Raw genomic sequence first — 13395 nt, forward strand, 5'->3', positions numbered from 1 at the left:
AAGATGTTGCGCCGATCATTTGCTGTAGTGCTTGCTATTTTCTTGCTCAGTACCAGCTGGGGACCTGTTCGCGCACAAGATCAAGGTTCAAAGTATTTTAGCGAGACCGGACACAATGTAAAAGGGGAATTTCTGGTCTTCTATAACAGCAATCCCAACGCCCTGTTCCTTTATGGCTACCCAATCACCGAAGAATTTGTTGACAAAAGCAACAAGACTGTTCAATATTTCCAGCGCGCCCGCTTTGAATATGACCCGAATCAACCTGCAGGACAGCGGGTACTGCTGACACAACTTGGCCGTCAGACCTTTGTCTCCACCGGGCCGCTGAACGTTGCCAACACGCTGGCATGCCGCACTTATTCTGAAACTGGTTACGCTGTTTGTTTTGCATTTCTTGAATTTTTCGATCAATACGGCGGGGTCACCCAATTTGGGTATCCCATCTCGGGCTTTGAGTATCACGAGAACAAGATCGTGCAGTATTTCGAAAAAGCCCGCCTGGAGTGGCAGCCTTGGAAGATGGAAGGTCAGCGCGTGGTGGTTTCAGACCTGGGCCGCATGTATTTCGATACTCTCGGCGAAGACCCTGGCCTGCTCTCCCCCGTCAAGCCGCTGAACAACACCACCCAGGATGTGATCAGTTTACAGGTGCGCGCCTTCGTTTGGAAGGCCGTAACCCTCTCCAGCGATTCTCAACTGGTCTTTGTTATCGTACAGGACCAAAACCTGCAGCCCATCGCAAATGCGACCTGCTCCACCATGGTCCACTGGCCGGATGGCCGCACAGAGACTGTGCCGCTGAACACCAACACGAACGGCGTGGGAATCGTGCCGCTTTCATTCGTCAGTCAGCCTTATGGTAGTTTGATCTACACAGACGTAGCATGTTCTTTCGGAAATCTAAGCGGAAAGACCACGACATCCTTCAGGATCTGGTACTAATCTTTCAAAAATTTGTAACACAAAAAGAAGGCGCTCTAAAAGGAGCGCCTTCTTTTTATTGTCAAGGAATGGGTGTTCCCTCAGCGTTGATGGTCACAGATTTGACCAAAATAGTATTGCAGCCCATATCCGTCATGAAACCGAGATAACTTCCATCGTTGTCAAAAAGATCGATCTTTAATATTTCCCGCCCGCTGATCGTCACATGATTCCATTTGCTGATCTGCGTCAACTGCTCAAATATCTCTGTATTGAGTGGGACGATATGCAGGAGGTTGATACTCCCGCTTGGCGGCACCCCGTCCCAGTGATAGAAGAATTTGTGGGCAAACACAGTCGTATCCACTGCCTCTTGTGAGGCGAAATCGCCCGTCGTCACGAGAATGTCATGTGACATAAAGGGTGCGCCCGAATCGTACCAAAGCGAAACATGGCGGACGACTCCCGTGAATGTGGTGTCTGTGGAATATTCGTAGGTGACATTCCATGTTCGGCTGTCAGGCATTGAGATATTGGTGTAATCCGGGGAGAAAGTCATTTCTTCAAAGGGCGGCCTCCCTGAAAGATCCACCCCACAGGCTGTGATAAGAAAAATACATAATATAAAAGGCCACATTTTATTCATGGCCAAGTTATTGTTCCCCTTTGAAATACTCCACCGTGGATTGCCCCACTTGATTGACGCCTTCGCGTAAGACCACTTTCGAGACCGTCATAAAGATGATTCGAATATCCAGCCAGAAAGACCAATTATCAACATACCAAACATCCATGCGGAAACGGGATGGCCAGTCAATGGCGTTTCGTCCGTTGACTTGTGCCCAGCCTGTCAGCCCGGGCATTACATCATGCCGACGCATTTGCTCAGGTGAGTAAAGCGGGAGATAATCCATCAACAGCGGGCGCGGACCGACAAAGCTCATCTCGCCGCGCAGAATGTTGAAGAGTTCGGGCAATTCGTCTAGCGAGAGAGAGCGGAGAATCCTGCCAAAGCGTGTGAGCCGCTCGGCGTCCGGGAGCAGGCTTCCGTCACGGGCGAAGCGGTTCGTCATCGAACGAAATTTATAAATGTGAAATGGACGTCCCTTGTAACCTGGGCGCTGCTGTGTAAATAAGATCGGCGATCCGATAAAGATGCGGACGAAGATCGCAGTGAGAATCAAAACAGGGGAAAGAATGATGAGGGCAATCAGTGCGAAGGTTAGATCGAAAATGCGTTTACTCAAAGGCATGTTCGTATTATAACCAGACTTTGGAAGTGTCTAAAGTTTATGGTATATTTTGCACAGGAGTACAGCAGCCATGAATGAGCGAATCCTAATTATCGAAGATGACCAGGCAATTCTCAAACTTTTACAACGAGGCCTGGCTTATGAAGGTTATACCGTGGACACGGCAACCGATGGGCGCATGGGCTTGATCGCCGCGCGCGACCACACCCCCGATCTGGTCGTTTTGGATTGGATGCTGCCCGGCATGGACGGGCTTGAGGTGTGCAACCGATTGCGAACGGGTGGTTCGATCCCGATCCTGATGCTGACTGCAAAAGATACCGTGCAGGACCGCATTCAAGGGTTGGATGCGGGCGCGGATGATTACATGGTAAAGCCATTTAATCTCGACGAATTGCTGGCGCGTGTGCGCGCCCTTTTGCGCCGAACACAACCCGAGCGAATCCCTGTATTGAAATTTGCAGACCTTTCACTTGATACCGGTTCACGACAGGCCGCACGCGGAACCCGCCTTGTGGCGTTGACCGCGAAAGAATATGAACTGCTTGAATTATTCCTGCGCCACCCCAAGCAGGTGCTAACGCGCGAAGTCATTTTTGACCGCGTGTGGGGCTACGATTTCGGCGGCGAGAGTAACGTGCTTGAAGTATATATTCGCTATTTGCGCCAGAAATTGGAAGGCGAAGGCGAGGCCCGTCTCATCCACACCGTGCGCGGCGTGGGATATGTAATGCGGGAAAATCCGTAACTGATAAGCGGCAGCGTGACTGCCGCTTCTTTTTTTCACAGAGAATTTCTCAGGTTATCCTAAACTCGCAGGATTAAACTTTTCCCATGTCATTGCGTCTGCGCCTCACCCTTTTATATTCCACTTTCATGAGCGGCATTCTGCTCATCTTTGGCGCGGCAGTGTACATCCTTGTCAATGTGATCCTGCTCAATCAAGTGGATACCATGCTGGCGGGCGTGGTGCGCGATATCACACAGGTGACCAAAGTCAACCCGATGGGCGAACTGAATTTGATCAGTCTGCCCCCGCTCGATATGACTTCGAATGCGTATGTGCAAGTATGGGGACCCGACAACAAGATCATCGCAACTTCTCCCAGTATCGGCACATTGACCAAACCCCTCGATCCATCTGGACTTGAATCTGAACTTGTCATGTACAAAGATTCCTACCTGAATGGAGCCCACCTGCGGGTGTTGAGCGTTCCGCTCAAAGTTGGAGAGCGTTTCATTGGCACACTGCAAGTCGGCGCAAGTTTGAGCGTGGTCGACGCCACGCAGGGCAATCTGCTTTCAATGATGGCGGCGATTTCAGTGGTAGCCGTTTTGCTGGCGGGGTTTGGCTCGTGGGTGATACTGGGACGCGCCCTCTCCCCTCTCGAAGCCATCACTGAAACCGTCGATCAGATCAACCGTGCCGACGATCTATCGCGGCGCATTCCGTCACAGGAACGCTCCGAAGATGAGATCGGCGAACTGATCACTTCGTTCAATCAAACACTCGAACGTTTGGAATCGCTTTTCACTTCGCAGCAAAGATTCCTCGCCGATGTGAGTCACGAACTGCGCACGCCGCTCACCGTCATCAAAGGCAATGTGGATCTGATGCGCCACTTCAAACAGGTGGATGAAGAATCTCTCACCAGTATCGATCAGGAAGCGGGCAGGCTCACGCGCCTCGTCGGTGGTCTGCTCATGCTTGCGCAAGCTGAATCGGGAAAACTCACGCTTATACTGAAACCCGTCGAACTCGATCTTTTGCTCACCGAAGTTTTTACTGAAATGTGCGTGCTGGCTGGAAGCAAAGTGCATGTCCACCTCAACGAGATTGATCAGGTGATGGTCAACGGTGACCGTGACCGCTTGAAACAGGTATTATTGAATTTGGTTGCGAATGCGATTCAGTATACGCCGCAGGGCGGGGATGTTTTCCTCAGCATGAAGAAGATCGGCGACCAGGCGCGCCTCATCATACGGGACACAGGCCCGGGCATCCCAGCAGAGGATCTGCCCCATATCTTTGATCGTTTCTACCGTGCCGAAAAATCGCGCACCCGTTCCACTTCCAGCGGATTTGGGCTGGGCTTGTCCATTGCGCAATGGATCGTGGAAAATCACGGCGGACAGATCAAGGTTGAATCAAAAGAAGGCAAGGGAACAACGTTTGTAATCTGGTTGGGGGTTGTAAAATAGTTTGATAGTTGGGGGAATTAAGGCAACCCGAGTCTCTCGTGCGCCTGACGGCATAGACTCGCTCCGTATTTCTCATACCATTCAGTGACAGCATTGCTCACGGAAAGTCCATTGCGTGCATCTTGATAGATGGGAACGCCATATTGAATGTATCTTTTCGTTTGAGCGGACCAGGCCCACTCGGCGCGGCTGATGATACCGATACCGCCGTTATAACCTGCCATTGCAAGACGGGCGTCTCCCCCGCCAGCATTGAGCGACCTGAGAAGATAGTCCAGCCCGCGGGCGGCATTGGTATCGGGGTCGTATGGATTATCCGCGGTGTAAAAGTGAAACGGCATGACCTGAAAGAGTCCCATGGCCCCGGCGCTGGATCTTGCGCGAGGGTCTCCACAGGATTCGATCTGCATGATGGTGGCAGCCAGATTCGGGTCCAGTTGCGAAGCGGCCGCCCATTGGATGATGTTTCCTGCCCAATACTGAATCTCAGGCGTGAAGATGGGAGAAATGCCGGTTGATGCGGCAGGCGGCATTTCCGAATTTACAGATGGAGCGGGATTCGTTTTCAGGGCAAGCGAAGCCAGCAAGTAACTGATGAGGATGACTGAAAGCGGAACGATGGTAAAACCAGACAAACAGCCGCTCCCTTGTTCCTGCGGGGACGCGGCTGTTTGCCGATCATTTTGTGATGTGCGAGCGCGGGGCATAACTATATTCTCTTTTCTGGGTCTCAAGGACCCGTGCTCGAAAATTTATTTATTTGGTTGTGTCATTTCGGCGGAAGCGTCGCAACAAACTCCATGGCGGTTGATATCCATTTTTCAAGCGATTGTTTTGTGCCACAGCCTTCCTGCGAAACCATGACCCATCCTGTCATTGGTTTGCCTGTGATATCGAAAGGTCTGGCGCCCTTCTTTTTCAATGCAGTGGCATACTGTTCCGCTCCCACGCGGACGATCAAATATTCTTGATAAACACCGATTGCCATATTGCCATCCACAATGAAGCCGATGCCGCCGAACATTCTTTTCTCCAATGCGATCGGCAGAAGTATTTTTCTGATACGGTCCGCTAATACTTCATCGTAGGACATGACTCAATTAGGCGTCGTAGTGACGGGTGGAGCTCTCTGAATTGCGGGCTTCGTATGAAATAGGATGATACGTGGGCTCGGGCGGGATAAACGAAGTCTGCGTGGAATTGACCGTTGGTTTGGGTGCGGGACGGAAGTTTGTTGTACTTGGGCTGTTCGCCGGACGGGCAATTTGAGAGGCTGGCCGCAAAACAGGCTGGTTCACAGGCTGATTGTAGGATGAACGCTGCGGCTGTGAGTTTTGCTGGTAGGCTGGGCGCGGCTGGGGGTTGTTGTAATTAGTGCGCTGGGTTTGCGGTTGGGATTGATATTGCGGCTTATATTGAGCAGGCTGCTGCTCGGCGGTGGTAAACAGGCGGTCACCAGCGAGGGAGAATGTGCCGATGATCAGCAAACGCACCAGCCAGACCATGACAGCTACAAAAATGGGAACCACTTTGGCAAGCTGTTCAGGGCTGAGTACCGCGCTGGACTGCAGGTTGGTGTTCTTTGCCACTGCAACGGATACGCCCCACCAGGTCAGGGTAGCGTTGAAACCTGCGGCTAGCAACCATGCGCCAAAGAGATAATAAACTTCAGCGGGTTCATCACGTCCCTGCTCGGGGGTGAAGATGCGGGCAATGCCTGCAAAATCGATGCCGCAGAAGGCTACAGCGAGGATGGTTGCCCAGCGAAAGCCAGCGAAGGTAAGGTCACCGAGCATGTCGCGCAGGGCGAATTGGGTGGTGCTGAAGTTGAATACTTCAAAAGCCAGCAATGCGCCGATGATCATCATCCCCCAGGCGGCGCCACGGTTGAATTTTCGGTTGCGAATAAAATTGTTCCAGATGGTTTTCAAGCCATCGCCGAGATTGCGTTGATAAGTTGCCATTTCGACCTCCATTTGGTTAGGTAGGCCGAATTTTAGAACACATGTTCTAGGCTGTCAAGGGATTTATTAACGAAGATTTGGCAGATATTTCTCGTTCATACTGGCCATGTGATGTTCCACGTGGCCGACGAGCATGTAGACTAAGGCCTTTGCGCTGATAGCCGCCCCGCTGGCGGTGCCGATGCGGTTTAGCGCCTCTTCGCTCATATGGCTGACCGCAAGGATGTTGCCACGGCGCAGGAATTCGAATTCAATTAGCAAGTCAACCAGCGGAAGCTCATCCGCGCCAGATTCGCGGACGTAGTCATCCTGTTCGAAGCCGGGCAGAGACGTCTGGTCGTTACGAGAGATGCACAGCAAACGGTAGGAGAAGACGCGCTCGACATCTATCAGATGGCTGACGATCTCTTTGATGGACCATTCCGCAGGTCCAGTGCGGAAGCGGGCTTGTTCGTCGGAAAGATCCCCAAGTGCGGCATTAAGCTCATTGATCTGGATAGGCAGGGCGGCAATGACATCCCCACGCTCTGTGGCTCGTTGGATATAGTCTGAATAAAAAGAAGCGTACTCTTCGGGAGTTGGGGGTGTGAGCATCATTTGATCTCCTGCAGGCAAGAAATATTTTACTTCCTGTTCCATTTGAGGGGAATTATCTTACCTCTAATGGCCATTAGTTGCAAAAATAAATTTTCGAATCCTGTCAAACTCTGCCAATGCATCATGTTTTTGCTGATCTCTAACTTCTGGATAAAACAGAGACCAGCCCTCATTATCTGCCAGCATCATGACTTTTAGAAGCGGGAACAGGGTTGGGTCAATAAACTCCTTCGCCTCGGCATCCGTTAAAGGTGATGGGGTGGGGTAGTTTTTATCAACGGCAAGCGAGATATGTAACAGGGCAGTTTTTACGATCAGTGTGGCAGGGGTGTTTTCTCCAAATAATTCTTCGATCTCAGAAAGGATTCTGGGAAGTTTCTGATTATCGGGTTTGGGCCACTGTTCACCAGCAAGCTGCAAGAAAGCCTGGCGGGTATATTCGCTCCACGGTTCGATCAATTCGGGGTATTTACTGGTGATGGAGAAACCAATGCCCGGCAATGTATTAGCGGCAATGACCGCTGAATTGAAGGCATGCATCGTATCCCTGCGCCCGCGAAGGTGGGCTTTATCGATATCGTGGAACAGGATGATCCATTTCGCGATCTGCTTTTGTTCCAGAGATAATGCTTGAAATTCGGGCAGCATGTACATTCCCAGAAATACGCATATCACATGGGTAAGTGTGATGCCCTCTGAATAGGAGGCCATCTTTTTCCAACCGGGAGCCGTTGCCTCGACATTATCCATGACTTCACTAGTGAAGAATGACTTCACTCTTGCATCCAGTTCATCCCAGGAATTAAGTTCTCCTGTGTTGTACGTCCTGACCAGATCAAGAATGAAATGATCCAGGAAGGGAAAGCATTCATCGAAATAAGGAAATTCCTGCTTGAAACTCATAGCTCACCTCGAAAATAGTGATTTCCTGCACCAAGCCACACAGACAGGGCGTTCCCATTATTTTATAATGGGGCAACGATCAAATTATACAACTTTCGGTTTATACTCACACTTCTCAAAAAAATCATCATAAAGGATTAAGTCAATGGCACTCACTATCGGTACCGCTACCGCCAAACGCGGCGAGATCGCATATGGAGAATATTTTCTGGTTCAGCACCCGGTCGGCGGGGCGGATGCGCTGCCGGTCATCATCGCTCAAGGAAAAGAGGATGGCCCAGTGTTCTGGATCACGGCGGGGATTCACGGCATTGAACACGCGGGGATTCAAGTTATTCATAAATTGATTACGTCCGAGTTGGTGGAGAAATTGCACGGGACAATCGTTGCCATCCCTGCCTTGAACCCTGCTGGCTTGCGGACGTTGAACCGCCAAGCCTACTATCACGCTGGTGATCCGAATCGTCTCTTTCCTGATGGACGTGCGCCGAAAACAGACCCAGACAAGGCTCCGCCTTCAGCCTTAGAGCAGGCATACGGGCGATTGTTCGAAGAGATCAAGAATACCGCTTCCTTTTATTTTGATCTGCACTGTATGAGCAATGGTTCATTGTCGTTCATTTTTCGTGACCGCATTTTGTATCGTAAGGGCGATGAATCTGCTCGCAAGCGCGCCGAGGAAGTCAGCATCAAAATGGATGAAATGGCCCAGGCCTACGGCCACACCGTCACCGCTGATTTTGCGGTTGAAAAATACATCAATGAAAAATTGCATCGCGCCACCACGGCAGCAGTAACGATGCTGGCAGGCATCCCTGCATTGACGGCCGAACTTAGCAGTCCGTACACGCCCACGCCCGAAGTGGTTAATGCAAGTGTTGCAGGTTTGCGAAATGTAATGCGTTGGGGCGGCATGTTGGGCGGCGAGATGGAGCCGATCACTGGCATCAAAGTGGTGGACCCTGGCTTCCCAACTCATCGGCGCAGTGTGGCGCGAGTGACGCAATCCTGCGTCGTTCACCACCTCAAGGAGCCGGGCGATTTTGTGAAGGTCGGTGACCCGCTGGTGGAAATGCGTGATGCGTGGGGCAGGTCGTTGGGTGTGTTGAACTCGGAATACGATGGCTTTGTCATCTCACGGCCGACGGGGATTTTGTATTATCCCGGCGATGCCGCAATGTTGTTGGCGATCCGCGATGAAGAGCCGCGTATCGGCGAGTATCCAGAAAAATATTTCGATTAACGATTATTTGAAAAGAATTTATTGATCTTGTCCGCCAATTCATGTGGACGGGTCATGGTTGCACATGCCCTGCATCTTGAAATAGGTGCAGGGTGCTATTTGGAATCTGAGCAGCGGCGTATTCTGACTGCCTTTTATGATATTTGCCTGGCTCGAATTGTTTCAAATATTTTTTGTGCAAGGATATCTGTCGGAAGCTCTCCATTCACAACGAGATCAACGTCTTTTGAGGCTTGCTCGCGAACGGCTGCGAAAAAATCCCTGCCTGCCCTTATATACCATTCTAAAAATTCCTTGAGACCTTCTCCATACCCATTATCCTCCAGCCTGTTGATATTTCTTAATACCCTGCGGGCTAATGCCAACTCAGGTGGGATTTGAACTTGAACGTGATAGTCGATCAAGTCTTTCATAACAGTACGAGACCTTCCGAAAGGCTCTTCAAGGATAATATATTCAGCTGGAAAAATTTTCGCTTTGCTTTCAGGGTGAATGATGCTCCTGCCATCACGTAAAGCTTTTAGATTGGCAACAAATTGAGGTGTAATGAATTCGTCAGGATTTGCGCCGTTCTTGAGCCAATCGAGGGTAGGTGGGTAGATCGCATCTTCGGTGTAGTCATCCAATAGTAGCGAAACCGCATTTCCAAATAAAGATACAAGTTGATGAACCAGGGTGGTCTTCCCAGCTCCTGAGTCTCCACTGATCGCAATTACATAAGGTTGTTGGGACATACCTTCATTAACACGACGGTGGGGGCAAAGTTTTTGCGAATACAACAACTCTTTCGCTGTATAATGATGTCAGACAAATATTTTGGAGTTTCCATGACTACAAATCACACTCGTAACCCCGGCACGCCCCTTGACCTTGATTGGGTGATGGGCGCGCACATCAACAAAAGCGCGGTGGAGCGGCGCACCGCCACGCTCACAGGTCGCCGCACCGTGAAAAAGGATTGGCAGGCGGCATGGCTTTTACGCGCCATCACCAACATTGACCTGACCACCCTCGCAGGCGACGATACGCCTGGGCGTGTGCATCGTCTGTGCGCAAAGGCAAAACAACCGCTGCGCCCCGATATGCTTGAAAAACTTGGATTGAACGGCGAGCGGATCACCGTTGGTGCGGTGTGCGTGTACCCCAACCGTGTCGCGGATGCAGTCCACGCGCTTCAAGGCTCTAACATTCCAGTTGCCTCTGTCGCGACAGGTTTTCCTGCGGGACAGACTCCTCTGCCACAGCGCATTCAAGAAATTGAGCAAGCCGTGGAAGCAGGCGCCAAAGAAATTGACGTGGTCATCGCCCGCAATTATGTGTTGACTGGCGATTGGCAAGCCATGTACGACGAACTGCAACAATTCCGCAAAGCCTGCGGTGACGCGCACATGAAGACCATCCTTGCCACGGGTGAACTTGGTTCGCTCAAGCAGGTCTATCAAGCCAGTTTGGTGTCCATGATGGCAGGCTCGGACTTTATCAAGACCTCCACAGGCAAAGAGCCGACCAATGCGACTCTCGAAGTGAGCCTCGTGATGATCCGCGCCTTGCGCGATTATCTCGACCGCTTCGGCTACAAAGTGGGATTCAAGCCCGCGGGCGGAATCAGCTCCGCGAAGCAGGCGATGGCGTGGCAGTCGCTGATGAAGGAAGAACTCGGCGACGAATGGCTGAAGAATGATCTGTTCCGCATTGGCGCAAGCAGCCTGTTGACCGACATCGAGCGGCAGTTGTATCACTACATCACAGGTCACTACGCGGCGAAACATCACATGCCGATGGGATAAGCAGTTTAAACACGAAGGACACAAAGACGCGGACGAAAGAAAAAAGGCTTTTCTTGTGATCCTTAGTGCCTTTCGCAGGTTGCTTGACCTGGAGTTGTTGAATATGAGCAAAATACTTGAAATCTTCAACACCATGGAATACGGACCTGCGCCCGAAGCGCCTGATGCTGTCAAAGCGTGGCTGGATGAACATGGACGCAAGTTCGGCTTGTTCATCAACAACGAGTGGGTGACGCCGAAGGGTGCGAAATTCTATTCATCCATCAATCCTTCAAATGGCGAATTATTAGCCGAGACCACGCAGGCTGGACAAAAAGAAGTCGATGCGGCGGTGGGTGCGGCGCGTGAGGCGTTCAAAACTTGGAGCAAGACTCCAGGCGTGACCCGTGCGCGGTATCTGTATGCGATTGCACGCAACCTTCAGAAACATTCGCGCTTGCTGGCGGTGCTCGAGAGCATGGACAACGGCAAGCCGATCCGTGAGTCGCGCGATATTGATGTGCCGTTGTTGGCGCGTCACTTTTACTATTATGCGGGCTGGGCGCAGTTGATGGAAACTGAACTGCGCGACTATCAACCCGTCGGTGTGGTGGGGCAGATCATCCCGTGGAATTTCCCGCTGTTGATGCTGGCGTGGAAGATCGCGCCTGCGATTGCGATGGGCAACACGGTTGTGTTGAAGCCTGCTTCGTACACAAGACTCACGGCGTTGTTGTTCGCTGAAATTGTCGCCGAGGCGGGATTGCCCGCTGGCGTGGTGAATGTCATTACTGGAAGCAGCAGCGCAGGCTCGATGATCGTTGAACATCCCGATGTGGATAAGATCGCGTTCACGGGTTCAACGGATGTCGGGCGCACGCTCCGCAAGCAGACGGCTGGCTCTGGAAAAAACTCTCGCTTGAACTTGGTGGCAAGAGTCCATTCGTCGTGTTTGACGATGCCGATTTGGATGGAGCAGTTGAAGGCGTGGTCGATGCGATTTGGTTTAATCAGGGTCAGGTTTGTTGCGCAGGGTCAAGGCTCATAGTGCAGGAAAATGTCGCAGCGAAGTTTATCCAAAAATTAAAAAATCGCATGGAACACATGCGCGTGGGCGACCCGCTCGATAAGTCGATTGACATGGGCGCGATCGTTGACCAAAGCCAATGGGACACGATCGATGGGTGGGTGAAGACGGGCATTGCCGAAGGCGGCGAATGTTTTCAGCCGAATATCGCGCTGCCCGAAAAGGGACTGTTTTATAAACCGACGCTCATCACGGGGCTTGATGCTGCGGCGTCAACTGTGCAGGAAGAAATTTTCGGACCCGTGCTGGTCTCGCTCACGTTCCGCACGCCGAGCGAAGCCATCGAACTTGCGAACAACACGCGCTATGGTCTCGCGGCGAGTGTGTGGAGCGATAACATCAACCTCGCGCTCGATGTCGCGAGCAAGATCAAGGCGGGCTCGGTGTGGGTCAATTGCACCAATCAATTCGACGGCGCTTCGGGCTTCGGCGGCTATCGCGAGTCGGGCTACGGGCGCGAAGGCGGACGTGAAGGTTTGTTTGAATATTTAAGACCGACATGGATGGATCGTCCACGCCCTGAGTTTGTACTGGATGAAAAGAAGAAGTGGGGCGAACACGTGCCCACGCTTCCTTCTCAGCCGACAGTTGCTCGGGCAAATGGACATTCGCTTCCGCCGATAGATCGCACGCCGAAGATGTACATCGGCGGCAAACAGGTGCGACCCGATGGCGCGTACACTTCAAGCGTGTTGAGCGCGAAGGGAAAACTTGTTGGTCAGGTCGGTGACGGCAATCGCAAAGATATTCGTGATGCAGTCGAAGCCGCACACAAAGCGCGGACATCAGGCTGGGCGATGCGCCACGGATACAACCGTTCGCAAATTTTATATTTCATCGCTGAAAACTTGGATGCTCGCAATGCAGAGTTCGTAAAACGCATCGTCGAAATGACAGGACGCACGCAGAAGTCCGCGCAAGCCGAAGTGGACGCGTCCGTTGAAAGATTATTCACCTACGCGGCATGGGCTGATAAATACGGCGGCACCGTGCAAGAGACCACCCTGCGCGGAATCACCGTCGCGGTCAATGAACCTATGGGTGTGATCGGCATTGCCTGCCCCGATGAAAATCCATTGCTTGGATTTATCTCGCTCATGGCGCCTGCCATTGCACGCGGCAACAGCGTGGTGATGATCCCCAGCCAGAAATATCCGCTCTCCGCCATGGACTTCTATCAGGTGCTCGACACCTCCGATGTGCCTGGCGGCGTGGTCAACATCGTCACAGGTGACCGTGACCATTTGGTCAAGACCTTGTGCAACACGAAGATGTGGACTCGGTCTGGTACTTCGGCTCAGCCGAAGGCAGTTACCACGTCGAGAACGAGTCCGCATCCAACATGAAGCGCACATGGACAGGCTACGGTCTGCCCCGCGATTGGATGGACCGCGAGCAGGGCGAAGGTCACGAGTTCCTGCACGAGGCGACTCAGGTCAAGAATATCTGGGTGCCG

General features: G+C 51.9%; 13 protein-coding genes and 1 pseudogene. 6 read left to right on the forward strand and 8 right to left on the reverse strand.

What is annotated here, in order from left to right; genetic code table 11:
- The first annotated feature begins 3 nt into the window (after positions 1 to 3).
- Complete coding sequence (locus IPI86_RS11105) at positions 4 to 945, forward strand: hypothetical protein (protein ID WP_345298078.1); 942 nt, start codon at positions 4 to 6, stop codon at positions 943 to 945.
- 61 nt (positions 946 to 1006) lie between these two features.
- On the opposite strand, the gene IPI86_RS11110 is transcribed toward IPI86_RS11105, so the two are convergent.
- A complete protein-coding gene (locus IPI86_RS11110) occupies positions 1007 to 1450 on the reverse strand; it encodes a hypothetical protein (protein WP_345298079.1) in 444 nt (147 codons plus the stop codon).
- A 127-nt stretch (positions 1451 to 1577) separates the two neighbouring features.
- Entirely contained in the window at positions 1578 to 2177 is a 600-nt protein-coding gene (locus IPI86_RS11115) for a sugar transferase (RefSeq protein WP_345298080.1), read from the reverse strand.
- Positions 2178 to 2247: 70 nt separating this feature from the next.
- On the opposite strand from IPI86_RS11115, the gene IPI86_RS11120 reads away from it, so the two are divergent.
- Positions 2248 to 2925, forward strand: coding sequence for a response regulator transcription factor (locus tag IPI86_RS11120; protein WP_345298081.1), 678 nt, complete (start codon positions 2248 to 2250; stop codon positions 2923 to 2925).
- Positions 2926 to 3011: 86 nt separating this feature from the next.
- Positions 3012 to 4379 (forward strand): ATP-binding protein, encoded by a 1368-nt coding sequence (locus tag IPI86_RS11125; RefSeq protein WP_345298082.1) that lies wholly within the window; start codon positions 3012 to 3014, stop codon positions 4377 to 4379.
- 17 nt (positions 4380 to 4396) lie between these two features.
- On the opposite strand, the gene IPI86_RS11130 is transcribed toward IPI86_RS11125, so the two are convergent.
- From IPI86_RS11130 to IPI86_RS11150, 5 genes are all read right to left on the reverse strand, one after another.
- Entirely contained in the window at positions 4397 to 5086 is a 690-nt protein-coding gene (locus IPI86_RS11130; RefSeq protein WP_345298083.1) for a transglycosylase SLT domain-containing protein, read from the reverse strand.
- 62 nt (positions 5087 to 5148) lie between these two features.
- The gene (locus tag IPI86_RS11135; RefSeq protein ID WP_345298084.1) at positions 5149 to 5472 is read right to left on the reverse strand and encodes a TfoX/Sxy family protein; all 324 of its coding nucleotides are present in this window, start codon (positions 5470 to 5472) and stop codon (positions 5149 to 5151) included.
- A 7-nt stretch (positions 5473 to 5479) separates the two neighbouring features.
- Positions 5480 to 6343, reverse strand: a complete 864-nt coding sequence (locus IPI86_RS11140; protein ID WP_345298085.1) for a hypothetical protein — start codon at positions 6341 to 6343, stop codon at positions 5480 to 5482.
- 66 nt (positions 6344 to 6409) lie between these two features.
- Complete coding sequence (locus IPI86_RS11145) at positions 6410 to 6940, reverse strand: DinB family protein (protein ID WP_345298086.1); 531 nt, start codon at positions 6938 to 6940, stop codon at positions 6410 to 6412.
- Positions 6941 to 7003: 63 nt separating this feature from the next.
- On the reverse strand, positions 7004 to 7843 hold the full coding sequence (locus IPI86_RS11150; protein ID WP_345298087.1) for a hypothetical protein: 840 nt from the start codon (positions 7841 to 7843) through the stop codon (positions 7004 to 7006).
- A gap of 145 nt (positions 7844 to 7988) precedes the next feature.
- Here IPI86_RS11150 and IPI86_RS11155 point away from each other — a divergent pair, with 145 nt between their 5' ends.
- Positions 7989 to 9086: a succinylglutamate desuccinylase/aspartoacylase family protein gene (locus IPI86_RS11155; RefSeq protein WP_345298088.1), complete on the forward strand. Its 1098-nt coding sequence runs from the start codon at positions 7989 to 7991 to the stop codon at positions 9084 to 9086.
- A gap of 134 nt (positions 9087 to 9220) precedes the next feature.
- Here the strand turns inward: IPI86_RS11155 and IPI86_RS11160 are convergent, their stop codons facing one another.
- The gene (locus tag IPI86_RS11160; RefSeq protein ID WP_345298089.1) at positions 9221 to 9820 is read right to left on the reverse strand and encodes a hypothetical protein; all 600 of its coding nucleotides are present in this window, start codon (positions 9818 to 9820) and stop codon (positions 9221 to 9223) included.
- A gap of 93 nt (positions 9821 to 9913) precedes the next feature.
- Between IPI86_RS11160 and deoC the strand changes: the two genes are divergently transcribed.
- Together deoC and IPI86_RS11170 are read left to right on the forward strand one after the other, a co-directional pair.
- On the forward strand, positions 9914 to 10873 hold the full coding sequence (deoC, locus tag IPI86_RS11165) for a deoxyribose-phosphate aldolase (RefSeq protein WP_345298090.1): 960 nt from the start codon (positions 9914 to 9916) through the stop codon (positions 10871 to 10873).
- Between the two features lie 103 nt (positions 10874 to 10976).
- Positions 10977 to 13395 (forward strand): annotated as a pseudogene (locus IPI86_RS11170) (aldehyde dehydrogenase family protein); the annotation flags it as partial.

The organism is Candidatus Villigracilis affinis, assembly GCF_016705895.1.
Classification (GTDB): Bacteria; Chloroflexota; Anaerolineae; order Anaerolineales; family Villigracilaceae; genus Villigracilis; species Villigracilis affinis.